This window comes from Acinetobacter sp. 251-1 (assembly GCF_030329305.1).
GTDB classification, from domain to species: domain Bacteria; phylum Pseudomonadota; class Gammaproteobacteria; order Pseudomonadales; family Moraxellaceae; genus Acinetobacter; species Acinetobacter piscicola_A.
In genome coordinates this window covers 1-24045 of record NZ_JACANS010000023.1, presented here as the reverse complement: position 1 = coordinate 24045, position 24045 = coordinate 1, and the positions used below count along the sequence as shown (strand labels likewise).

Here is a 24045-nt window from a genome sequence, read left to right as displayed (position 1 = left end):
TCATCAGGATGTACTTTGACTGATTGTTGATACGGAGATTTCAGTATTTTCATTTTTCCTAATAGGTCACATTACTTAGAAAGGGTTCTTCGAAAATTAGTTCATACTTTAAAAATCCTATAAATATTGAGGATATTTTCTTAATGCTTTCAATATAGCATGCGGCTATATGTAACTCGAACGGGCTTAATCTGCCTTTCAGTATAAATTTTTTGGGCGTGAGAGGGGAGAGGTGTGAGGGCAAGCAATTTATATCGTGGATACTTCTAAATTACTTATGTAATAGAAGGTGGTAAACATGGATTTAGAGGTAATAACACTAAATATAAAAAAATTGGAATAATAATTTATTAAATTATTGTTTTTATGTGGTTATTGGTGATGTTATGAATAATAATAACTTTTTTCTTGATGAATTTTACCTAAAAAAATTGATCAGATAATTTTCTTTAAATGTCATGCATACATAAATTTGACAGTTTGAAGGGATCGGTATGTGCATTTTTCACAAGGTTAAAGATCGACCATAAATGTGATAAACGGCAGAGGATCATTGAAAAATGAATGGATTTAAACACTACATGTATGCACGAAAAAAAGTATCGCTGCGGTTCTGCTGACAGGCTGTATTGAGCATTGAATGCAAATGATGTAGTAATTGTCTACAGGCTATAGGACCAGCATGAAGAAGAATGAAATGTAGTTGCCAATTTATAACCTTGGTTGAAAAGCATAGCATTGTTATTCGGAGAAGTGAGGTAAGCCATCCTTCTCTTATTCATTTAAAATGATTCTTACTCAACTGATCTCGACTCATGGGCTGGTTCCAATTAGACGGATAATAACTTCCATCCCCTATCTTTTTCTTACCACATTTCTTGCATTTAATCCCTTCTTTGGAGATTTGATTCAGCATCACTGTTGTCGGTTGAATCAAATCAATGACATAGTTCGTTGGTTCAGGAAAAGCAGAAGAGGCTGCTTTATTGCAAAAGAGAACATTCGGATCAAATGGATTGGATTGCACAAAAGCCATGATACAGCCACAGAGTAATTCACCTGCATGTAATCTGTAACATCCATTCAGGTCATCAGACGAAGATTAATCTGAAATTTAAGCACTAAACACCATAAATCTATGTATGGGCAGAATTTTTTGAGACATATGTTGATAAACATGCGGCAAGTTACATTGCTTAAAAGTCTATCTAAGTTAACGATCTATTCAATTCTGGATAAGTAATCTGAATATTACGATCCTAAATTACCCGAAGAGTATTAAGATTTCTAAGAATCGTGATTGTTGGTTTATTTGGGAAATTAATCAGTGGATTGAAGCAAAGATGATGGCTCATTAAGGATTGTGGGCTTCGACTACTTAAATTTTAGGTATTTTGAATAAAGCATATTTCAAAAATCTTAATTAATGGATTTAAATTACCATAAAAACCTTCAATATTGGCTTGAATCCATTGTTGTTGAGAGTCAATGCGAGACCAATCAATACCATAACCACAATGAGCAATCAGATGCTCAAAGAAAATCCGTTGTGTACGTCCATTACCTTCACGGAATGGGTGTATGACATTAAGCTCACAATACAAGTCGGCAAGTTGAGGAATCAGTTGTTGTGGTGCTAAGCCTTGAAAGTATTTTTTTTCTTGAAGCGGTTTGAGTAGTTTATTGGTTTCAATTTCAATACGGGAAAAATTACAAAAACGGGTGTCACCTTTGGAAATATCGATTTGTCTTAACTTTCCTGCCCAGTCGTATAAGTCGCCAAAGAGCTGCGCATGAATTGATTTTAAGTATTGTAAGTCGTAAGGTGGTTCAGCATATTCAATTAAGTTACTTGCCAATCCAGACAGTTCTAGTTCAGCTTGTTCTAAAATTTGTTCATCACGAATATTGAGTTTGTTCTTTAGGATATTTGTGCCAGGGTAACAATACAGGCTGTCACCCATTTCCCCATATTTATCCATACATGCACCTGACTAAGATTCGGGTTGCGAATACTTCTTATATTTTTGCAAGATTTCAGCTTTACTTTGTTGAGTTGTTTGAGCTGTCGTTGTAATGCCTTCAAGCTTTAGGCTGGCTTGATAGTTTTGCGAACGTGTCGCTTGAATATATTTTCTTTTCTGTTCAGTGGTTCTGAGCATTTCGAAACTCCATTGATGCTACACGTGAAGTAAGTATAGCAGAGAATCTTTTTGATCAATGCTGCATACACAGCATTTCTAAAATGTAATACAACGGTATTGTTTCATGTAATAACAGAAAACTAAAAAAAAGTGGAAGAATTCTTAAAATTTAGACCGTCATAGATAAGCAAACCGTATGTATTTGTTGAGAATTGTAATTTTGAGAAAATTTAGTTGATAAATTAAATGAAGTTTCATATACAAAGATATGCTCATTTTTTAAATCGATAAAAATGTTAAGATTTGACTATTTGGTAAAAAATATAGAAATTTTTATGGGGCAATTTATCATGCCCTTTTGCTTTGACCGAAAAAATGTTCAACTTGAGATAGTAAAAATTAACTCAGAACTACTGAAAATCAAAAAGATTAAACAGAGTCAGAAAGTAGTAGTACAAGCAAAGTTCAAAATAATCTATGTGAAAATTTGGCAAAAAATCTTGCTATTGATGCAAACGGAGCCAGGCTTACGTGTGCATTCTAATTATGTTGCAATCTTACAGTTGATACATAATCTTGATGATTTTATCGAAAAATCACAACAACACTTGTGCTTTGAAAGAAAAGCTCAGAAAGAACTGGATGCTAAATTTTTTGCAAGATTTTTTAAGCTAACAAAGAATTCAATAAAGGATCAACTTTTACCAAATCGTTCTGATCACAATGAATTTAAACAATGCAACGTGATAAAAATATTAAGCGAAAATGAATATGCCAAACATTGAAACACAAGAGCAATTCTTAGATTTAGCAGAAAAATATCAACAAGATTATTGTCTATTACGTGATGATATTGTAAATACACAATTTGTCGATCTATCAGATGATTTGTATAAAGATGTCTACGCTCTATACAAATTAGCACAACAAATTTATAGCTATATATCAGGCTCCAGACAGATCGGTAAGTATTCTTTTTTAGCTGCTGTGAGTTTTTTTGCATGTCCAGATTCTAGTAATACACAAGAGCTGTCATCGCAACGTTATTTGATTCTACAAGCGAGTTTTTTAACATATCGGCAGTATCAAGAATTTGCAAAAATTGATAAAGCTGAGAATAAGCAAAAACATGTTTGTGACCTATTACGCTATGTCTCACGATATGTGCTGGATTCTAATCATGCTGAATTATTTCATGAATGTAGTAAGCTGCTAAATTGTTATGTCACGTACGAACGTAATTTGAAAAAAGAGGATCGTAATCAACTTTTTAATATTAAAGATTTCGAACAAGTACAAGTCATAGAGTATTTATCGGCTCTATTAATAATTTTTAAAAGACTAGATGATCGTCGTGTAGTTCATCGTCAGCGTAAGTCAAAAAAAAGCAAAGTTTTGCAATGGCCGACGAAAAATGAACTCAAAAAATTTCGTGAAATTAAAACGGGTAAGCAAGTAGATATTGGACATAACGCAAAGATTAGTATTTATGATGCCGCTCTTCACAAAGATGAAGAGGGTGAAGTTGATCTATTAGATCCTGAAATGGAGTTTTATTCAGAAGATGAAAAGTCTAAAAATTTAAATTATATACTCAGCGATAATGCGACGCATCTAATGCGGCATCGCCAGCGCCGTCATGCTCCTTTTGTTACAAATCCACATTATTTGGCGCCAGATATACTGAAGCAAATTGTTTATGTGTTGAGAACCGAGTTATCCGGGCACTGGAGGGATGCTGCAATCGCTGCAGCATGTTTATTGTCACTTTTGACGGGATTATCACCCGTCGCACTGATGGATTTTAACGAGCTTATTCAAGATGGAATTTTGATCCAGAATGGTTCAAGTAGACGTCGCGAATATTTACTCAAATTAAATCTTAAAATTACAGAGCAGAAGATTAAGAGCTTAAATCATGTGCGGTGGAATGAAGTGATGACACATCAACTACATTTACCTTCTGCTTGGTTTGACTATATAGAACAAGCATCGAATCCACTAATTTCATCAACACACATTAATACGAAACTTAAGAATTGGCTTGATAATCGGTTTGTAGGTTCGATCACTGTAGAAAAACTGCAGGCTCAATTATATTTTCATATATATTATGAAACATATAATGAATATCTTGCTCATGTAATTGCTGGGCGGGATAGTCAGCATCACATGCCTGGTATCTATTATGGCGGGCTACCGAAAACTCAACTCAGTAGCACATATCTAGCCTTTTTAGAAAAAGCACTTACACCACATTCCACACATTTTACTGAAGACACGGCTGAACTAAAAATATTGCAACAACAATTCAAAGTGCAATCTGCATTATCTATAGGAAGGATAGGGAGCCAACTGGCACTTGAACCCAATTTTGTGAAAGAGCAATTCCATATTTTACATAGACATTGTCACGAAAACATCCAAGAAGATAAGCACATTATTAATCAACTTAATGCATATGCGTGTTGGATGTGGCATATCAGTTTGTTGAGTTTGGCAAGTCGGCCTAAAAAAAACCTGTTGGGGAATTTGGATGATTATTGTGTTGAGCTCAAGCTTTTATATGTGAATGATAAAAAAAATAGTAAAGCAAGAAAAGATGGTCGTTTTATCCCTTTATCTGATTTTTTCATAAAAACACTGCAAAATTACACTGCCTTTTTAGAACAAATTATTGAAGCGTACGGTTCATTTTTTAGACAAGTCTTTGCAAAGAAGAAGATAACTGTAAATGATCTTTTTGGTAAGGTCATTTTTAGTAAAGATATCTTGCCGATAACTGTCAAAGAATGGCAGAGCAGGAAAATTAAGTTAATCCCTTTATCGAGAAAATGGGTGAATTCATATATGCAAGGAGTCTTTCCAAAGAATATGTATTCGAATTGGTTACGTCATTTTGACATGAACTTTTTGATGCATGAGCAGCAAGAGGGTAAACCAGCATTAGCTTTTCACTTAATTCAGGCCCTGTATGGTCATGACCAACGTGACCGAGAGGCTTTTCATCCGCATTCTTCACTTATCCCGAATGTCTATGTACAGCAAGCCCGCCAGCAATTGCAAGATAATGTCAAATCTTTATCGATTAAACACTTAGAGCGAAAATAGTTGTATGCAAAAAATCAAAGAACTAATAAAACCACAACTAGATGATCTATTTGTTGATATTCATAAAATGGTGAAAAAGTCGCTAGATAGACAGCCTTCTCCACCTGAAGTATTGACGAAAGAAATGCAGCAAAAACTTGATCAGCAGATCGCTGAAAAATGGCATGACATTAAAGATAGTGTTGATTGTTTGAGTCAAAAGTTGAGCCGAGACGAACAATCAAAACTGATGCAATTTACTGAAGATGAATTTAATAAAAGAAGGAAGCAATTCAACCAGAATGTAGATAAAAAATCATACAGAATTAAGCTAAATCCACATACTAAACGGATCGTACTGCCTAGAAAAATTGAGAGTACAGAGTCACGGTTAGAACAGGGGCATCTACATATCCATGTACTTAAGGAATTAAGGCAGTATTGGCAAGATTCATTTGAATATTGGAATGAACCAAAGTACTTATGGGGAAATTTATGCTTAAGTTTTATATATATTTCAGGCTGTGCAGATGAACAGCATTTGATTGCTATTCAGAAGCAATTGCAGGAGGCCATTGAGCTTGGTACAGATCTGAATTGTTTTCGGTTATACCATTCGGACTACAAAAAAATCACTAATCCATTGTTACTACATTATCGTGTTGAAAACTCTCAATATGGCAACGATGTAGAACAGGGAAAGTTGTACCAATGGAAACATGTTTTTTTTAACCCATATGCGCAGTTCATTTTGCAATATTTAAAAAAGTTGAAAGCTGCTCAGAAAGAATTTTGTCTGCAACATTCAGTTGAAGATTGTATTTTAGAAAGCTTGAGTAAGATAGGCAGGAAAAAAAGTCTTGGGGATCTGCAATATCAAATTAAACGCCGTGGATTTCGTGCATTTAATGATGTGCAAATGGTACTCGAATTTAATCCAAACCTCAGCATAGATATATTTTTGAGTAATGTGCTTCAGCAAGAGATTAATACTGTTGCTTTAAGGCCATCCGAATTTAGATTGCTGTGGAATAATGATTACAATCAAGTCACAGAACCAGATAATCGCCCTATTCATTTTGAACAAGAGCAGTTACTTCCTGAAGTTCCGACTGTTCAAAGCAAATTACAAACGATTCCGTATGAGTTGATGTTGTTTGGTCAAAAGAAACGTAAAGGTCAAAAAGTTGAGCGTTTAGATAAAAAGAGGAATAAAGAAGAACGCACGCTACGTTTTTGGCAAGAAACTAGAAGGGTGTTAGAGGAGAAGATAGTTGATGCTAATACGGAGGAAAAGTCTTTAATTGATGCTCAACTACGCTTAATTCACTGGTTAATGCATTTAAAAAAACGAGGGCTTCAATTATCAACTATTGAAAGCTACTTAGGATCGTTTGGCAAAGAATTTATATTTGAGATTTGGCTCAATAAATTAGATTTAAAGCAACAATCCATAGATGACTATGAGGATTTATATCGGCAGCTATTGAAATACAGCAGTGAACGTGATGAAAAAGCAGTTCAACGAGATTCGGTGAAAGGAAAAACCTCTCGTAAGATGCACCAAAGCGCAGAATACCGTTTTGGTCGCCTAAAAGATTTTCATCAATTCTGTATAGAGAATTATGATGCTCCAGGGGTATTGGTGTTACAGAATTCAAGTTTTAAGCATTTACAAATTTGCAATGCACGGCTAGTGAGTCCTTTGCTATTTGGCAAATTATTGGAAAAACTAGAAAATTTAAGTCAAGAGCCAACGGCATCAGAGTGGGTCGATCATCTGAGTTGTTTAAAGCTGATGTATTTACTAAGTTATAGAACTGGACTTCGATTAAATGAAGTTCGTTGTCTTAAAATACAAGATATTATTTGCCCAGAGCTACTTTATAAAGAAAAAGAAAATACAGTTTTTAATAATATCACGCTTCATATCCAAGACAATTCATATCGCCGTCTGAAAACGCGAAGTGCGAATCGTCAAATACCATTGAAAATTGCATTGTCAGAACATGAGTTTTTAGTAGTACAACGTTACATACAACATCGTTATGAGCAATATTTGGTTAATCAGCAGGATGATCTACTTTTTAGTGTGAATCATCGTGTATTAACTGATCAATGTATCAGCAAAATTACAGTAGATTTGTTTAGTCAAATATTAGGTATGCATCATGGCTTTAGTTTTCATACATTACGCCACAGTGCTGCTAACTATCTAGCAATAACTTTGCTCGGTTCAAAAGAAATGATCAAGACCTACACAGATTGTCCTTGGGTAAAAGCAAAAAAGATGAGGGATTTATTGTTTGGTATGAAAGCACGTGCTCAAGAAGAGATTATTCAACATAAATGGCAGGTGCTCGCCTCTTGGATGGGGCATAGCAGTATTGAGCAAACGGCTTCAAATTACCTTCATGTTTTGGATTTATTAGCAGTCGATCGAATTTATAATTCGCCGTGTATCATTTCAAAAAAAGTATTAGAACAGTGTTTTAGTCCAGTGAAGTCAAGTACAGACTACATAAACCTAAATCGTTATACTCAGCAGCAGAAATGGTTTAATTCTTATCAGCAAACACAGCCAGTTACGATGGCTGGCCGACAAGAAAAGAAGTTTAGTATAGAGAAGAGTACTCTGACACCTTTTCAACGTTTGATAAGTTTTAGAGAAGGTCGATTAAGCGAAGATACCCAAGCTCAAGAATGGATGCAACGATGTCAATGGATGAGCACTAAATGGATGGATCGCCAAAAATTTAATTTAAAAACGAATTATGTTTATAGTAAGAATTTAGAAGAGAGTTGGTTTGATGAACTTTACGAAAAGGCTAAAAAACTGACTCGTCCAGATGAAATAATTCCTCTCCTTGATTTTCATTATAAAGATGATAGGCAGCAAGATGCACTGAAAGAAAAGAACATGGTTAAGGCGCTTAAAATATTATTATTATTTGGAAAACTGCGTAAGAATTTTCTACATTTTCAATGCCGAATGAAAGGTGATGAGCAACAAATTGTTAATTTTATTACTGGTATAGAGCCAATGTTAGGAGATCATCTGTATTTAGAAAAACAAAACTACCCAGTTAATTTGGATGCTCCTGAGCGAACCGTTAAATTTAGTTTTCAAAGAGTTGTCGGCTCTAACAAAAAAAATGTTACTCCGCTGGTTATATTTAATTTAATGTTAAAAATGATGCAAAAAGATGAACTCTGGATCAAATAGCCTAAGCATGTTAAAGGGGAATTGTTTAGAAATTTCCCTGTTTATAAGTAAACTGCCTTTATGAAAAGCACCATGCTGACTTGGATTAATAAGCGGAATGTAGTATCACAGTTTGATTGCTGGATTTACGAAAATGGTGTGAAGATTAGCGGTATGGTAAATCGATGAGCTAAAGTGTTGTAGTCCAAACTCGATCTGACAATTACCCATTTTTTAGTGTGCCCGTCAGGTTAAATTTGAACTGAATTTTTCTCAGCCCAAATTCATTTCCAATCAAGTTATGTTTCAAGTGGCGTGCGAACACTGCACAATTTAATTCACGGTGCCTAAGACAGGTATCAACTTCGGACCAGCCATTCTAGCTTTGCTAATGATTTCCACCAGCTCATCATAAGTCAGTTCAAACTTATCCTCACTATCAAATACATAGACCATATTCTTGCCTTCATGTTCAGGTGGAGTAGGTGGTACAAATCGTTTCGGGATAAGAATTTGTGCGAGTTGTTCGTCAGTTAATTTAAATAAGTGCATGTTTTTATCCTACTGTTCCTTAAAATGTATTCAAACATACTCAAGGACTAATTCGCACTCTGTTAATGTCTTGTTGCCAAGCGTGTAACTAGAGCCTGAGTCGGTCAGTTCCGACTTGTAGCGGTCAGTCCGTTCTTGCAATATACGCTTTACAGTTTTGTAAGGCGTATAACGACTTATCTCATTGTCGTTTAATCTTGCAAGCACGTTTCTCGCAGCATTCCAATCAGCTTGCACAACTTCCCCATTGAAACGGTGAAAACGATCTCCCTTACGTGTACCTATTAAAAGGCCATGCAAGAAAGAATCACTTTGCGAAGTATATGCAGAATTGACTAGATGCACCGTAGAACCTCTACGGTGAGATATAGAAGTTAGGGCATTAGCTAACAAACCTTTAGCCCATGTATTTAAGCGTCTATTGGTGTTTTTGCCATAGTTGCGTTTACTTTGAATTGGGGATGTTAAATCTTCCGCAACAATCACTTTGGCTTTATCAACCAACTTGTGAGTTGCTGTAAATATTAATGTTTTGAGCTTTGCTTTTTGAGTATCTTGTCGCTTATCTAGTTTTTTTCGACCTAGATTATTTAACTCAATTTTCTGTTTCTTGTGTGGTTTAGCTTTAGCAATCGCTCTGAGCTTGTTTCTGTGCTTGTACTTTTGATTTAAATAATCTGATTCACTTGAGATCAGCTTGCCTAGACCACTCCCATATACATCGCCATCAGAGTCCACAAAAGCTTCTGAGTACCCTTTATCAACACCTACGGTTTCCTGACCACAATCCTGTGTTTCAACTGCATCATAAGTTGAGTGAACTTCAACATTACCGTTTTTTAGAATGATTCTAAGTGTGCCTTGTGGCGCAAAATCAACAGTCGTATTTAATGGGATTTTAATGGTTTGTCGAGGGATTAGGCTTGGTACTTTAAGCCAACATTGACCATTTAACTCAAAGGTTTTACACATATCCGCACGAACAATAATTTGATTATGTGTGTGATTAACACCATGCTTAAAGTGATTACGCATTTGACGATGGAGGAAATTATCAGTCATCCATTCATCTTTTTTAAGCAAGGTGTATAGTCTTTTTTGTTCATTATTACAGGAGGTGCGTTTTCGGATCGCCTGCTTTACTTTGTCTTTTGATGCTTCTCGATAGGCTTTAATATCACCTATGCAATCACGTAGCGTTTCTTTCCACGCATTTGCAGAAACACCAAAGTCACGACTTTCTTTCATCCACGCATCACGAATAGCTCTGTCACTGATATTCAAACCTGAAATAGCACCATATTTAGCCCACACCTCGCTACGAATACGACCAAGTAAAACAGCTTGTTTCTCAAGCTGTTTGTACTTTTGCACATTCAAGTTTTTACAATGGTGGATGCGTGTTAATTTCACAAAGTCATGCCTAGGTTAAGGGATTGGATAATCAATAGATATGGATGCTAATATACCAAGACACTCACCTAAAATACAAAAGATAATCATTTAAATCTCTAATAAATACCCACCTTGCCACTACTGAATCGACATAGACAAAATGAGAACTTATGCAAATATTTGTCTATATTTTTAGTTATAGTTAATTACTCTCGTAAAACAGCTGACGAAGTCCGAGATAGAATCATTGCGTCAAAACAAACGTGATGCTTATGCACTTATGATGAAAATGAATTAATTATTATTTAATTAAGTTAAAAGACTGCTATATAGCGGTCTTTTTTGTTTTTGAGCTCTACAAATTTTAATGAGTACATATAGTTACTTTTATAAAAATGATAATAAAGGGTAGAGGAGGTCATCTAAGAATTTAAAGCACAAGACTTATTTAACATTGATGACAGAAAAAGTGAGTTGTTGGGAACTTAAAGAAGAGGTGGTACTTATAATGGTTACTAAAATACAAATACTTAAAATATTAAATATATAAAACAATATATTACAAATATATATGATGCGTAGTGTACGCATCATACATAAAGCGTTCTATTTTGATATAATTGATCCAATCAACCCATTGTTAGGTTTCATTTAAATTCCATGAGTCTTACTGAAATTAAAGTTCGCCAAGCTCATTGTAAGGAAAAAACCAGTTTTTTATCCGATGAAGATGGGCTTAGCCTGAAGATTGAGCCGAGTGGAAGAAAATCTTGGTGCTATCGCTATACAGATCCACAAACTAAAAAACGTCGACGCATTCAGTTAGGTCGTTATCCTGATTTATCGCTGAAAAAGGCACGACAAGTCAGAGATGACTTTAAAGACAATGATTTCTGTTTTGAACAAGATACTGCCTCTAATGTCATCACCTTTGGTAAGGTCGGGGAGGAGTGGTTACAGTTCAAACTGAAAAATGCCTTCAACGATCTACCCCGCTGTGGTGTACTACAGTTAGCAGAAAGATGCTTACAGCAAGATATTTATCCAGACCTTCAGGATCTACCTTTTCAAAACATCAAGCGTTATGACCTGGTTTCAGTAATCAAAAAAATAGAGGGACGCCAAGTAAAAGAACCTGTCAAGAAAGCTTGTAGTTATTTGAACCAAATTTATGACTACGCTGTAGCGATGGGTTATTGTGAATTCAACATCGCGCATGGTTTAAATAAAATCGCCATTAACAGTAAAATCAAGAAAAATTATCCGTATTTGAAAGCGGAGGATATATCTGATTTTAAGTATAAATTACAAAAATTGGATGCCCATCCGATTATTAAAAAAGCACTGCTGTTCAAATTACATACTGGCGTGCGAGGGGCTGAATTGTTATTGGCTGAGCCTCATCATTTTGATTTAAATGAAAAAGTCTGGAAAATACCTGCCTTGCATATTAAACAGTTTCGACGAAAAGTCATATTAGGCCATGAGATTCCCGACTTCTTAGTTCCACTTTCAGATCAGGCTTTAGATATTTTAAAAGACGTCATGCAATGGTCATACGGTGAAAAGTACATTTTTGCTAGCCCACGGAAACATAATCAACCGATTCATTTTAATACATTAAATATGGCTATACGTAAGATGGGCTATGGAAAACATCAATTATCCTCTCATGGACTACGTTCCACTTTTAGTACCATTTTGAATGACTCAGGTTTGTTCCAGGATAACTGGATTGAGGCACAACTTTCACATATTGATAAGAACCGTACCCGTGCCAGCTATAATCACGCTGACTATTTAGCCCAGCGGACTGAAATGATGCAGTGGTGGGGTGATTATTTAAGTACTGCTAAGTGAAAATCGTACTTTTATACATAGACTTAAAACATTATGGGGTTTCAAATGGATAGTAAACAATATACTTGCCGTGTTACATGGTCAGCAGAATATAATGAGTATGTTGGGTTGTTCGAACCACAAGCACTAGCCATTTGTTGTAATTCAGCTTTAAGCGCCCTTAATTCTTTCATGCGTTTATTCACTAGTGCAAGTTGCTGATCAATTAATGCATTAACGCTAGAGCAGCTTTCTTCTGGCTTATTTTTTAATTCGATAAGACGTTTAATATCATTGAGTGATATATCTAGGCTGCGACAATGCTTTACGAATTCCAATTGTTTAAGTGCTTTGCTATCATACAGCCTGAAATTACCTTCTGAACGATTTGGATTTAACAGTAATCCTTCTCTTTCATAATATCTAATCGTTTGTATTGAACAGCCCGATTTTTTTGACGATTCGCCTATTTTCATCAATTTCCCCCAGACATTTGACTCTATAGTTACTATAGAGTCTATAGTATAAGTATGCAACGAAAAGGATATATAAAAAATGACTGAGAAATATTTAAACAATACGAATATCGTTAATTTTGAACACAAAGATATCCAATCCTTGATCGATCAACGTAGGTGGAAAAACTTGGATAACTTCAACAAAATTGGTGCCGCTTATCAGTTTGTAAAAGATGAGATTTTCTTTGGTTATAATGAAAGCGATGATATTGCAGCAAGCGATGTGCTAGCAGATGGTTATGGACAATGTAATACTAAGGGTAATCTGTTAATGGCACTATTGCGTGGACTAGGCATTCAATGCCGATTTCATGGGTTTACCATAGACCAGCAACTACAAAAAGGTGCTATCCCAAGCTATGTATTTTGGTTAGCACCTAAATACATCATTCATAGTTGGGTAGAAGTTTACTTTGAAGGGCGTTGGATAAACTTAGAGGGCTTTATATTGGATGAGCAATACTTAAGCTCTCTACAGGAGAAATTTGACCAAGTAAAAGATGATTTTTGTGGTTATGGTGTTGCAACAAAGTGCTTTTCATCACCAGATACAGATTGGCGTGGAGAAAATACCTATATTCAAAAAGAAGGTATTCATGATGACTTTGGGCTTTATGATTCCCCTGATGAGTTCTATCTCGAAAAAGGGACTAACTTGTCGGGGTTCAAACGCTGGATATATCAACGCTTGATACGTCACTTGATTAATATGAATGTATCAAAACTAAGAAATAGAAAAGTACTAGAGGTACAAAATGCACAACCATAATCATAGTCATCAACATGGTAAAGATGACCGTATTGGTTGGGCATTTTTCCTTAATGTGACATTCACTATTATCGAATTTATAGGTGGTTGGCTCACTAACAGTACGGCGATAATGGCAGATGCAGTTCACGATCTTGGTGATAGTCTTTCAATAGGTTTTGCGTGGATTTTAAGTCGTTTTTCAGATAAAGAAGCATCAGATAAGTTTAGTTATGGTTATCGTAGACTTACTCTCTTTGGCGCATTGATAAACAGTATTGTTTTAATCATTGGCTCAATTTGGATTTTATTTGAAGCAATTCCAAAGCTGTCCAATCCTGAAATGCCTGTAGTCGAGGGGATGTTAGGGCTAGCGATACTCGGCGTTGCCGTTAACGGATATGCTGTATTAAAATTAAAAGCGGGTGAAACATTAAATGAGAAAGTACTGACATGGCACCTTCTTGAAGATGTACTTGGATGGGTTGCCGTTCTTATAGTCTCTATCGTACTGTTGTTCGCTGAACTGCCGATATTAGATCCCCTTTTATCAATAGGGTTCACGCTGTTCATCTTGTTTAATGTTTTCAAAAACCTGAAATCAACACTCGTTTTATTTCTTCAAGCTGCACCCGATAAAGAGACTCAAAAGCGTATTAAACTATCACTAATGGAATTTCCTGAAGTTAATGGTATCCACCACATGCACTTTTGGTCACTAGATGGTGAAAGTCACGTTTTAACAGCGCACCTTGAGCTGAGTGACAACTTTGACGTTAAAGAATTAATTAGGCTTAAACAAGAAGTTGCAGCTAAATTATCTTCCTATCATTTATCGCATACAACGATAGAGTTTGAGTTTTTAAATGAAAATTGTCGGGATGAAGCGCAGTAAGCTTTATCAATAAAATGTTGGGCATACAATATTAAAAGCAGCTTAATTAGGCATAACCTAGTAATTAAGCTGCTTTTTTTGATTTTAAATTTCGTCGGATTGCTGTTTGCTACTCTCAGAGCCATGCGCCCATTGATATAAAATAGGCAATACAAACAAAGTTAAAATTGTAGAAGATACAATACCGCCGATAACAACTGTTGCTAGTGGTCGTTGTACTTCTGCACCAATTCCAGTGTTTAACGCCATTGGAATAAAACCTAAACTTGCGACCAGTGCCGTCATTAAAATAGGTCTTAAACGAATGATGTGCTGAGTTTCCATCATTGTCTTGGCTTGATGCGGATCAGTCTAAAGCATTCTCAGGAATAGAGGAGCTCGTTGCTGATGTTGTCGCTGATATGATTAGCAATAATGAAAAAGTTCCTACACCACTCTCCGGGAAAATATAGTAGGCAGTTTGTTGTCCTTGTTCTCAGTGGTTCAACAAAAACTAGCCCTCGAAGCCGCAGAACGTGGCGTGGACATAAATTGTTTAGTATCAGTAAAAAGAGCGATGTAATTTTAGTACGAGTGAGTGATAGAGCAGGAACCTATGCTTCATATATTCAGTAAATGGTATGTTTTTGAATTAATAGGTATTTTTAAATAAAGCTTTCTTTGATTTAGTGCTTTTTATTTAATAAATTAATTTTAAAAACAACTTAGGCTAATTGATAAACACTATCTGGAAAGATTAAAAGAAAATATTTTTTAATTTCTGCTAATTCATTTAAGGCAGGTTCCCTTTCAAGCAGTTGAAATGTCCAAATAAGTACAGCCTGATGATTATCATAGCAAGTATTTACTCCAAGAAAATTAGCCATTCCATAACTTCTATTGATGTTCATTTCTTTAATTAATTGATTTCCTAAGTCACGAGCTTGCTGGCTGATCAATAACTCATTTGGTAACACGGCGGTCATCTCCACAAAATAATCTAATGCAGGTTCAATCCTTATATTTAAAAAGTTATAATTTAGTTGAAATGGATAAAATATACTTTCTATAAGTTGTAATAACCTGCTGTAGGTTAATTTTAGCAAAGTATTACTCAGTCAACAACTTCAAATAACCCACAGCAAGTTATTTTTTGTAAATTAATTTAAATATGATTACTTGTAAGTTATCTAGCCTCATGGGCGATAGAAAAATTTTAAAATTAAGTGAAGTGGTGCATGCAACAGGTATCAATCGCAACACGCTCACAAGTATGTATTATGACCGTGCTGTACGTATTGAATTACCAGTCGCCGATAAGTTGTGTAAGTACTTTAACTGTACGATGAATGATTTGTTTGAGTTTAAGGAAGAAGTTGAAGAAAAAGATTAACTTAATACTTCGTTTGATAAGTTTTTCGAAGAAAAAGACTAGCCAATACTTAGTTTGATAAGTTTTTCTCTGCAGATCTAATATTGAATTTTATAAAATATCATTACAAACAGAGGTGGTTCCACTTGTTTGAACAACTAAAAGCGTATTTATAAGTGATATTCCGCTCTAGTTAAGCCACCTTGTTTTGTTGGGGTAGCTGATCATAGTAAAACTCATTTGGTGTCATTTTGTCTAGACTCGAATGAGGTCGTTTCAGATTATAAAACTCAAAATATGCACTCAATTGCTTTTTCGCATCTGTGACACTGCTATAAGCTTTGAGATACACCTCTTCATATTTAACGCTCCGCCATAATCGTTCAACCATCACATTATCTACCCATCGACCTTTACCATCCATACTGATTTGAATGCCATTTGATTTCAATACATCAATAAATGCATCACTGGTGAACTGACTGCCTTGGTCTGTATTCAATATTTCAGGTGATCCATATTTTTCAATCGCTTCATTTAAAGCCGAAATACAAAAATCCACCTCCATACTAATCGATACCCTATGCGCAAGTACCTTGCGGCTATGCCAATCAATCACAGCACATAAATAAACAAAGCCTTTTGCCATAGGGATATACGTTATATCAGTAGACCACACTTGATTACTGCGCTGAATAGCCAATCCTTTGAGCAGATATGGATATTTACGGTGAGCTTGATTAGCCTGGCTTAAATTTGGTTTGCAATATAACGCCTGAATACCCATTTTCTTCATTAAAGTACGTGTATGACGTCGTCCTATATGATGCCCTTGACGATTCAACAAATCACGCATCATACGACTGCCTGCAAAAGGATATTGCATATGTAATTCATCAATACATCGCATCAGCTTCAGATCTGATGAGCTAACAGGTTTTGGGCGATAATAATAACAACCACGAGAGACTTTCAGTAACTTAGCTTGTTTAGATACTGAAATCTGAAGTGAGTGATCGATTAACTTTTGTGGTTGAAGCGGCCCAGTTTCTTCAACACACCTTCTAAAAAATCAATTTCTAATGCCTGCTCACCGATTTTTGCATGTAACTTTTTAAGATCAATGGGAGGTTCTGATGGAGCTTTTGATTGATCGAAAGCTTGTGAGGAAGCTGAGATCAATTGATTTTTCCAGTCAATAATTTGGTTTTGATGAACATCAAACTCAGAACTCAATTCAGCAAGTGTTTTTTCTGCTTTGATCGCAGCAAGTGCTACCTTAGCCTTAAAGTCGTTTGAATGATTTCTTCTTGGTCTACGTGCCATAAAATACTCCATATATTGATGTTTATAACATCATTTGAGGAGCAGAGTATCACTTATAGGAGTTGTTCAAATTTCCGGATCCATCTCTAAGTGAGGAGGAAATGACTCTTACTATTCAGATGTTGTTTCAAGCTTTTTTTGATTGATAGAGTTTTATGTATTAAACTCTATATTGAAAGTAAATATATTGTAAAAATAGTATGTTATTTACTAATTGATTAAATTATTTACACTTATTCTGTATAATGCTCTATGAATTCATTACTTATTTTTTTAAATTAAAAATCATATGCAAAGCTTAAATGATGAAGAGTGTCGCCAAGTTGAAAGTGTAAAACAGCTTTTACAAAAAAATTTTAAAGATAAGCTTTATGCTATTTATTTATATGGTTCGTATGTTGATGGTGGTTTAAAACATAAAAGTGATCTTGATATTTTAGTTATTATTGAACGTGAAATTACCGATCAGGAAAGAAAACAATTAGCGCAGAATTTTCTAAATATATCTGTTCCGATTGGTCATGCTACAGCGCGTGCCTTAGAAATTACGATATTAGAAAAAGGGAGTATTACCAATAAAAATCATCCATATACATATCAGCTACAATATGGCGAGTGGTTGAGAGAAGAATTACTCAAAGGTGAATTACTTTATAGTCAATCTGATCCAGATATTAGTATTTTACTTAAAACTGCCCAATTACATAACATTACTATCTTTGGACCTGATATTTGCGATTGGTTAAATCCAATTAGCTATGAACAATTAATATTTGCCATGCAAAAAACTTATCCACAAATTATTGCTCATTGGAAAGACGATCAGGATGAATGTAATCAAATTTTAGCGCTATGCCGTATAGCTTATACATTAGATCATAAAACAATAGTTGCCAAGGATGTTGCTGCGACATGGTTTTTAGAATTCTTAAGTCAGATAGATCAAGACATTTTGCAACTCATAATAGATGAATATATTGGGCAAGGTCATGAGCAATGTTGGTTAGTTTTACATGATCAGCTTGCTAAAATTGTTAAAGAATTACAGCATAAAATTGAACCACTACTTTTTAACTGATGTGGAAGTAATGGATATGCTTCTTAGATTATTACCTCACTATATCTCTAAATACCGAAGAGACTTGATATTGCAAAGGGGGGCGTGGTTGGAGTTGCATGAAGATTTTAAATAAAAGCGGAGGAACTAGGGTAAAAGTTGCCAAAAAGTTTCTTCTGAAATGACTTTTATATTATGACGTTTAAGCAAAGCGGAGGTAACTCCATTGCCATAGATCTTATTCCCATTAAATTGACCATCGTAAATCATTGAACTACCACATGAAGGGCTATTTTCTTTAAGCACTACCAGAGTAGCTTTTAATAATTGAACTTTTTTTAAAGTTCTATATGCCCCTTCAATATAGATTGAAGTCACATCCTTTCCTGATTTTTCAATTACACAGGCTTTTCCATCTAAGACATCATCGCCATTACCTCCCGAAATCTCGGCAGGTTCGCGTGGTGTTGATAAACCGCCAAGAATCTCTGGACATACCATAGTAGCTTTTCCATCTTTGACTAATTTTTCGATTTTTTCGTTTAAGCTATGCGTGATGTGTGCTGAATTAGCAGGAGACTTTCACTTGGGAGATTCTAGGCAGCTAACCGATAAAAGTCTTCTGCCATTTGATTTGGTGTCTTAAAATCCAAGCCTTTTTGAATTCTTCGCTGATTATAAAATAACTCTATATATTTTGTAATATCCGCTTTGGCTTCTTCCCTTGTTTTGTAGTTGCGATGATGGACTAGTTCATTTTTGAGTATGCCCCAGAAACTCTCTATCGGTGCATTATCAAAGCAGTCGCCTTTTTTGCTCATTGAACCCTGAAAATCAAATTTCTCAAGTAAGTTTCGATATTCATTACTGCAATATTGGCTGCCTCTATCTGAATGTACAATGAGATCTTTAGCAGGTTTCTGATTGCGAATAGCCATATTCAATGCATCACAAACAAGCTTGGCTGTCATGCGCTCATTTAAGCTATAGCCAACAACCTGTTTCGTGTAAAGATCTTTGACAGCTGCCAAGTACAACCAGCCCTCAGCCGTCCAAATGTAGGTAATGTCACTCGACCACGCAAGATTAGGCTTCGTCATTGAAAACTGTTGCTTGAGTAAATTGTCATAAATAGAACGGTTGTGATCACTGTTCGTGGTTCTTTTGAAACGCTTATGGCGCTTACAATACAACTGATTTGATTTTTTTATTTGGCGCACAGCATACGTACTTATTTTGATACCTTGCGCTTGTAAATGCTTGGTTAATCGAACATAGCCATAGCTTTGTTTGGTTTCTTCATGGGCTATTTTGACCAAAATTGTCTGCTGATTTCGCTGAATTGATCTTTTACTCATGCCTCGCTTTAGCCAATCATAAAAGCGAGAAACGGATACACGAAGTAATCGAGCCATTAAAATAATCGGAAATAAGTGGCTTTGCGATTTCATATAGGCGTACCTCACTGACTTTCTTTGGCAAAGTACGCTGCTGCCTTTTTTAAAAATTCACGTTCCATTTCAGCTGTTTTGAGCTGTTGTTTAAGCTTCTTATTTTCTTCGAGTAAGGCGTTTAGATCGGGCGAATACTGTTTTGTGCCTGCTAAAGTTCCAGCCTTTGCTTTGTTATTCCAGTTCGAAAGGGTTTGCATTGAAATGCCAAGTTGTCTAGCGGATTCCGATACATTACCTTGGTTCTCTTCAATGGCTTTTATGGCTTCAGCTTTAAATTCTGCGGTGTAAGTCTTCTGTTTCTTGCTCATGGTAAACTCCTAATGAGTATGTATAGTTTACCAAGTTAAACCCTCCTGTTTTTTAAGCACACATCATTACGCAATGAGTAATACTTTTGGTTTTGGCGGACACATTGCCACAAGTATTTTTAAAAAATATGCTGAATAGAGAGTAGGTGCTAACTTCGGTTTGCTCGTGTTGGCGCTAAATCGAAAGTTCAAGTATCCCAACATGTTCCTTCGTATAGAAGTTAAAAGTTGGCAATTATCGTAGAACAACCTACAGACAACACCAATATGTAACCGATAAATAATTACAAAATATGACCGACAGAGTAAACATCATCAATAACTACATCGATGGATACAACCAATTTGATATCAAAAAAATGGTTGCAGACCTTGACGATAATATTGTTTTTGAAAACATTCAAAATAATGATATAAGGTTATCGCTGAAAGGGTTAACAGCGTTTAAACAACAGGCAGAAACAGCAAAAACATACTTTGCAAAGAGAACACAGACAGTTAAATCGTTTAGGCATTTTGACAACAGCACTGAAAAAGTGATTAAATTGACAGACATTAGTTGACATTAAAACCAGCGAACAAGAATATGACTTTATTAAAACATAAAAAAATTACAATAATTGGTGCCGGGCCTGTTGGATTAACAATGGCGAGATTGTTACAGCAAAACGGCGTGGACATTACAGTTTACGAGAGAGACAAAGACCAAGATGCAAGGATTTTTGGTGGGACACTTGATCTGCACAGGGATTCGGGACAGGAAGCAATGAAAAGAGCGGGATTGTTACAAACTTATTATGACTTAGCTTTACCAATGGGTGTAAATATTGTTGATGAAAAGGGCAATATTTTAACCACAAAAAATGTAAGACCCGAAAATCGTTTTGACAATCCTGAAATAAACAGAAATGACTTAAGGACTATCCTATTAAATAGTTTACAAAATGATACCGTCATTTGGGATAGAAAACTTGTTACCCTTGAACCTGATAAGGAGAAGTGGATACTAACTTTTGAGGATAAATCGAGTGAAACAGCAGATCTGGTTATTATTGCCAATGGTGGAATGTCTAAAGTAAGAAAATTTGTTACCGACACGGAAGTTGAAGAAACAGGTACTTTCAATATACAAGCCGATATTCATCAACCGGAGGTGAACTGTCCTGGATTTTTTCAGCTTTGCAATGGAAACCGGCTAATGGCTGCTCATCAAGGTAATTTATTATTTGCGAATCCTAATAATAATGGTGCATTGCATTTTGGAATAAGTTTTAAAACACCTGATGAATGGAAAAGCAAAACGCGGGTAGATTTTCAAGACAGAAATAGTGTCGTTGATTTTCTCCTGAAAAAATTTTCCGATTGGGACGAACGCTACAAAGAACTGATTCGTTTGACATCATCTTTTGTAGGGTTAGCGACACGAATATTTCCCTTAGATAAGTCTTGGAAAAGTAAGCGTCCATTACCCATAACGATGATTGGAGATGCTGCTCATTTGATGCCTCCTTTTGCAGGACAAGGCGTAAACAGTGGGTTGATGGATGCCTTGATATTGTCGGATAATCTGACCAATGGGAAATTTAACAGCATTGAAGAGGCTATTGAAAATTATGAACAGCAAATGTTTGCTTATGGAAGAGAAGCACAGGCAGAATCAATAATAAACGAAACGGAAATGTTCAGCCTCGACTTTTCTTTCCAAAAACTAATGAATCTATAAAACAGAAAGGCGAGGAAATGAAAGAGAAAATAGTTAAAAAAAACGGAATAAGACTTTTTACCGAAAGTTTTGGATGTGAAAAAGATCCGGCAATACTCTTGATTGCGGGAGCAACGGTATCCATGTTGTATTGGGATGCTGAATTTTGCCAGAAACTATCTGAAAAGGGATTTTTTGTTATTCGCTACGACAATAGGGACGTAGGAAAATCTACTAATTACGAACCGGGTTCAACCCCCTATGATATTGTTGACTTAACCCATGATGCTATTTCAATTTTGGACGGCTATAAAATAGTCAAAGCCAATTTTGTGGGAATTTCACTGGGCGGACTGATTTCTCAAATAGCATCAATAAAATATGCCGACAGGGTAAGTTCAATAACACTAATCTCATCAGGTCCTTGGGGCGACTCAGACCCCACAATTCCTGAAATGGATACGCGTATTTTAGATTTTCACGGAAAAGCTGAAACCGTAGATTGGACAAATGAAGACAGTGTGGCAAATTATTTAATTCAAGGTGCTGAATTGATGAGCGGCAGGAAACAATTTGACAAACAAAGAAGTGAAAAACTGATTAGAGCCGAATTTAAAAGAGCTAATAACTATATAAGTATGTTCAATCATGCGGCACTGCAAGGTGGTGAAGAATACTGGAACAGATTGAGCGAAATCAATCAACCAACCTTAATTGTACACGGAACGGACGATAAAATATGGCATTTTAAGAATTCAGCAGTTTTACTTGAAAAGATAAACGGCTCAAAACTAATAACGCTTGATGGAACCGGACACGAACTACATTTCGAAGATTGGAATAAAATTATTGATGGAATAACGCAACATACAACAAATAACAAAAGAATGAACAAATAGGGTATTATGTATTTCCAAATCAACGGTTTAGAGATTGAAGCTAATATCAATGTGTTCTTTGAATAACATCTTTTGGTGTTTTTTAATAATCATACTACGCAATTTTCTTTTATAAAAGGAAATATTGTAAACTAAATACGAAATGGTATCTTCATTAAATCATATCATCTCGGAGATACAGCGAAAAGAAAATACAATTTTGTTTTCTTAAAAACCAAAGACCAGGATTAACATCTTGGTCATTGTGCTTTTCAACCAATATCAACCAAAGCCACCAAAAAGATTACTTAACATAGGTTCATTGCCTGATTTTTTTATTCTTGAGACCTTAGCAGAAAATAATGTGATATGAAATATAAGGACATAGGAGAATCAGAGAAATTAGACCAAGTAATCAAAGAGATGAAAAATATTTTCAGAACTGTACCATATGGCGTCGATCACACAATGAAGGTGTTAGAAAATACACGGACGATTATTGAAAGAGAAAATGTAGACAGTCAGACTGGTTGTATTATAGAGTTAAGTGCTGTTTTACACGACATAGGTTCTGTGGAAGCATTACGCAAATATGGATCAATGGAGGGACATCTCCAAGAGCAGGAAGGAGTACCAATTGCAAGAAATATATTAAATGAACATAATTATGAACCATTCGTAATTGAAAGAGTATGTTATATAGTTGGAAACCATCATACGCCTGAAAAAATAGATGGAAAAGATTTTCAGATTCTTTGGGAGGCAGACCTTATTGAAAACATGCAAGTTATGGATTGCACTAAGGACACAGAAACCTTAAGACAATTTGTTTCAAAAAAAATCAAAACACAAGCGGGTAAGGCGCTTGCTTTATGTAAATACAGTCCTGCATTGAAGACCCTATAGTGATCAAGCAGATCCTTGATCACCTGAAGCACAAAGCCGAAACCAGCGGGACCAGGGCGTTACCCGAAAGCCGGGCGCCACCGGCTGAGCTGCTCCTGGGTCTGTTTGACTGACGAGCCTGAAGGCCAACGATACCAATCAAAATGCTGCGTTCACAGCGCCGCGGCAGGGATCCGCCGTGCTGGTTGTCGGAAAAGGAGCCGCTAGTGGGAAAGAGGAGGGTAAATTTTCAGCGTTGCTGGCTCCCCGTCAGCCGGATTGGGTTGCATCGCAGGGGTGTCGAAAGAGTCAACTGCGGTCCAAAGCTGTTGGACTTGGGTGAAAAGGGCGTTTATTCTTCCTATACGTTGTCGGCAGCGGGCCAAAAAGGAATACGTCCATGCCCATCGAGGTGAAACCGGCTGTGAGCGCGGGTTCAAGCATATAGCCCGACAGGCGCGTATCCTTGCCGATCACGACACGATGGCGGTGGTCACCGCGACGAAAGACACGGCCAGCCGCCATGCCGACGCGCAAGGCGGTTTCCGCCGTCATCGCGCCTTCGTTGGCTTTGCCACGAATACCGTCTGTGCCGAAATATTTGCGCACCATAAGGTCGATTATCCTGTCGTCGGGTCGCCCTCAAAGGGGACATGCCTGCTGAACCGCGAATATAGAGAAATATCCCGAATGTGCAG

22 protein-coding genes and 4 pseudogenes are annotated in these 24045 nt (G+C 36.0%); 14 read left to right on the top strand and 12 right to left on the bottom strand.

The window, feature by feature from the left end:
• Window positions 1–778 precede the first annotated feature (778 nt).
• The 3 genes from HX129_RS15760 to HX129_RS15750 all read right to left on the bottom strand — a co-directional run bounded on the left by HX129_RS15760 (window position 779) and on the right by HX129_RS15750 (window position 2162).
• Entirely contained in the window at window positions 779–1036 is a 258-nt protein-coding gene (locus HX129_RS15760; RefSeq protein ID WP_004726728.1) for a hypothetical protein, read from the bottom strand.
• A gap of 349 nt (window positions 1037–1385) precedes the next feature.
• Entirely contained in the window at window positions 1386–1982 is a 597-nt protein-coding gene (locus HX129_RS15755; protein ID WP_179990952.1) for a putative adenosine monophosphate-protein transferase Fic, read from the bottom strand.
• A gap of 12 nt (window positions 1983–1994) precedes the next feature.
• Window positions 1995–2162, bottom strand: coding sequence for a YhfG family protein (locus tag HX129_RS15750; RefSeq protein WP_000946583.1), 168 nt, complete (start codon window positions 2160–2162; stop codon window positions 1995–1997).
• A gap of 317 nt (window positions 2163–2479) precedes the next feature.
• Between HX129_RS15750 and HX129_RS15745 the strand changes: the two genes are divergently transcribed.
• The 3 genes from HX129_RS15745 to HX129_RS15735 are packed head-to-tail and all read left to right on the top strand — an operon-like array spanning window position 2480 to window position 8460.
• On the top strand, window positions 2480–2929 hold the full coding sequence (locus tag HX129_RS15745) for a hypothetical protein (protein WP_002046161.1): 450 nt from the start codon (window positions 2480–2482) through the stop codon (window positions 2927–2929).
• Window positions 2916–5255, top strand: a complete 2340-nt coding sequence (locus HX129_RS15740) for a hypothetical protein (RefSeq protein ID WP_127800787.1) — start codon at window positions 2916–2918, stop codon at window positions 5253–5255. The genes HX129_RS15745 and HX129_RS15740 overlap by 14 nt, the downstream gene beginning before the upstream one ends.
• Before the next feature lie 4 nt (window positions 5256–5259).
• Window positions 5260–8460, top strand: coding sequence for a tyrosine-type recombinase/integrase (locus HX129_RS15735; RefSeq protein WP_127800785.1), 3201 nt, complete (start codon window positions 5260–5262; stop codon window positions 8458–8460).
• A 312-nt stretch (window positions 8461–8772) separates the two neighbouring features.
• On the opposite strand, the gene HX129_RS15730 is transcribed toward HX129_RS15735, so the two are convergent.
• Together HX129_RS15730 and HX129_RS15725 are read right to left on the bottom strand one after the other, a co-directional pair.
• On the bottom strand, window positions 8773–8991 hold the full coding sequence (locus tag HX129_RS15730) for a hypothetical protein (RefSeq protein ID WP_000550047.1): 219 nt from the start codon (window positions 8989–8991) through the stop codon (window positions 8773–8775).
• A 30-nt stretch (window positions 8992–9021) separates the two neighbouring features.
• Window positions 9022–10404 carry an IS200/IS605 family accessory protein TnpB-related protein gene (locus tag HX129_RS15725; protein WP_159153749.1) on the bottom strand — a complete coding sequence of 461 codons (1383 nt, stop codon included), beginning with the start codon at window positions 10402–10404 and terminating at the stop codon, window positions 9022–9024.
• Between the two features lie 642 nt (window positions 10405–11046).
• Between HX129_RS15725 and HX129_RS15720 the strand changes: the two genes are divergently transcribed.
• The gene (locus tag HX129_RS15720) at window positions 11047–12246 is read left to right on the top strand and encodes a tyrosine-type recombinase/integrase (protein ID WP_005245164.1); all 1200 of its coding nucleotides are present in this window, start codon (window positions 11047–11049) and stop codon (window positions 12244–12246) included.
• Window positions 12247–12279: 33 nt separating this feature from the next.
• Window positions 12280–12357, top strand: a pseudogene (locus HX129_RS17800) (antitoxin HicB); the annotation flags it as partial.
• A gap of 32 nt (window positions 12358–12389) precedes the next feature.
• Here the strand turns inward: HX129_RS17800 and HX129_RS15715 are convergent.
• Window positions 12390–12701, bottom strand: a pseudogene (locus HX129_RS15715) (MerR family transcriptional regulator); the annotation flags it as partial.
• 79 nt (window positions 12702–12780) lie between these two features.
• Between HX129_RS15715 and HX129_RS15710 the strand changes: the two are divergent.
• Both HX129_RS15710 and HX129_RS15705 read left to right on the top strand, forming a co-directional pair.
• A complete protein-coding gene (locus HX129_RS15710) occupies window positions 12781–13512 on the top strand; it encodes a transglutaminase-like domain-containing protein (RefSeq protein WP_005245162.1) in 732 nt (243 codons plus the stop codon).
• Window positions 13499–14386, top strand: a complete 888-nt coding sequence (locus HX129_RS15705; protein ID WP_127800877.1) for a cation diffusion facilitator family transporter — start codon at window positions 13499–13501, stop codon at window positions 14384–14386. The genes HX129_RS15710 and HX129_RS15705 overlap by 14 nt, the downstream gene beginning before the upstream one ends.
• A gap of 84 nt (window positions 14387–14470) precedes the next feature.
• Here the strand turns inward: HX129_RS15705 and HX129_RS15700 are convergent.
• Window positions 14471–14695, bottom strand: a pseudogene (locus HX129_RS15700) (efflux RND transporter permease subunit); the annotation flags it as partial.
• On the opposite strand from HX129_RS15700, the pseudogene HX129_RS15695 reads away from it, so the two are divergent.
• Window positions 14695–14838: pseudogene (locus HX129_RS15695) on the top strand (antitoxin HicB); the annotation flags it as partial. The pseudogenes HX129_RS15700 and HX129_RS15695 overlap by 1 nt on opposite strands.
• A gap of 252 nt (window positions 14839–15090) precedes the next feature.
• Here HX129_RS15695 and HX129_RS15690 read toward each other — a convergent pair.
• A complete protein-coding gene (locus HX129_RS15690; RefSeq protein WP_004658363.1) occupies window positions 15091–15342 on the bottom strand; it encodes a hypothetical protein in 252 nt (83 codons plus the stop codon).
• 194 nt (window positions 15343–15536) lie between these two features.
• On the opposite strand from HX129_RS15690, the gene HX129_RS15685 reads away from it, so the two are divergent.
• A complete protein-coding gene (locus HX129_RS15685; RefSeq protein ID WP_004658364.1) occupies window positions 15537–15758 on the top strand; it encodes a helix-turn-helix domain-containing protein in 222 nt (73 codons plus the stop codon).
• 172 nt (window positions 15759–15930) lie between these two features.
• Here HX129_RS15685 and HX129_RS15680 read toward each other — a convergent pair.
• A protein-coding gene (locus tag HX129_RS15680) for an IS3-like element ISAba14 family transposase (protein ID WP_099046175.1) occupies window positions 15931–17075 on the bottom strand; the annotation gives its coding sequence in 2 pieces (ribosomal slippage) (window positions 15931–16811 and window positions 16811–17075; 1146 coding nt in all).
• Between the two features lie 277 nt (window positions 17076–17352).
• On the opposite strand from HX129_RS15680, the gene ant(3'')-IId reads away from it, so the two are divergent.
• Window positions 17353–18141 carry an aminoglycoside nucleotidyltransferase ANT(3'')-IId gene (ant(3'')-IId, locus tag HX129_RS15675; protein ID WP_038350081.1) on the top strand — a complete coding sequence of 263 codons (789 nt, stop codon included), beginning with the start codon at window positions 17353–17355 and terminating at the stop codon, window positions 18139–18141.
• A 126-nt stretch (window positions 18142–18267) separates the two neighbouring features.
• Here ant(3'')-IId and HX129_RS15670 read toward each other — a convergent pair whose 3' ends face one another.
• Both HX129_RS15670 and HX129_RS15665 read right to left on the bottom strand, forming a co-directional pair.
• The gene (locus tag HX129_RS15670) at window positions 18268–18678 is read right to left on the bottom strand and encodes a 2-thiouracil desulfurase family protein (protein WP_286436334.1); all 411 of its coding nucleotides are present in this window, start codon (window positions 18676–18678) and stop codon (window positions 18268–18270) included.
• A gap of 38 nt (window positions 18679–18716) precedes the next feature.
• Window positions 18717–19882, bottom strand: a protein-coding gene (locus tag HX129_RS15665) for an IS3 family transposase (RefSeq protein WP_119285041.1) whose coding sequence is annotated in 2 segments (ribosomal slippage) — window positions 18717–19624 and window positions 19624–19882 — 1167 coding nt in all. Because the reading frame shifts where the segments join, the coding sequence is not laid out codon by codon here.
• 293 nt (window positions 19883–20175) lie between these two features.
• Here HX129_RS15665 and HX129_RS15660 point away from each other — a divergent pair.
• The 4 genes from HX129_RS15660 (at window position 20176) to HX129_RS15645 (ending at window position 23368) form a co-directional block, all read left to right on the top strand.
• Window positions 20176–20445 (top strand): hypothetical protein, encoded by a 270-nt coding sequence (locus HX129_RS15660; RefSeq protein WP_286436332.1) that lies wholly within the window; start codon window positions 20176–20178, stop codon window positions 20443–20445.
• A 23-nt stretch (window positions 20446–20468) separates the two neighbouring features.
• Window positions 20469–21605: a tetracycline-inactivating monooxygenase Tet(X) gene (gene tet(X), locus HX129_RS15655; protein WP_044502094.1), complete on the top strand. Its 1137-nt coding sequence runs from the start codon at window positions 20469–20471 to the stop codon at window positions 21603–21605.
• Between the two features lie 17 nt (window positions 21606–21622).
• On the top strand, window positions 21623–22483 hold the full coding sequence (gene estT, locus HX129_RS15650; protein WP_077782102.1) for a macrolide hydrolase EstT: 861 nt from the start codon (window positions 21623–21625) through the stop codon (window positions 22481–22483).
• Window positions 22484–22831: 348 nt separating this feature from the next.
• Window positions 22832–23368 (top strand): HD domain-containing protein, encoded by a 537-nt coding sequence (locus HX129_RS15645; protein ID WP_159138992.1) that lies wholly within the window; start codon window positions 22832–22834, stop codon window positions 23366–23368.
• 288 nt (window positions 23369–23656) lie between these two features.
• Here HX129_RS15645 and HX129_RS15640 read toward each other — a convergent pair whose 3' ends face one another.
• Window positions 23657–23959: a phosphoglucosamine mutase gene (locus HX129_RS15640; RefSeq protein WP_000251875.1), complete on the bottom strand. Its 303-nt coding sequence runs from the start codon at window positions 23957–23959 to the stop codon at window positions 23657–23659.
• Window positions 23960–24045 lie beyond the last annotated feature (86 nt).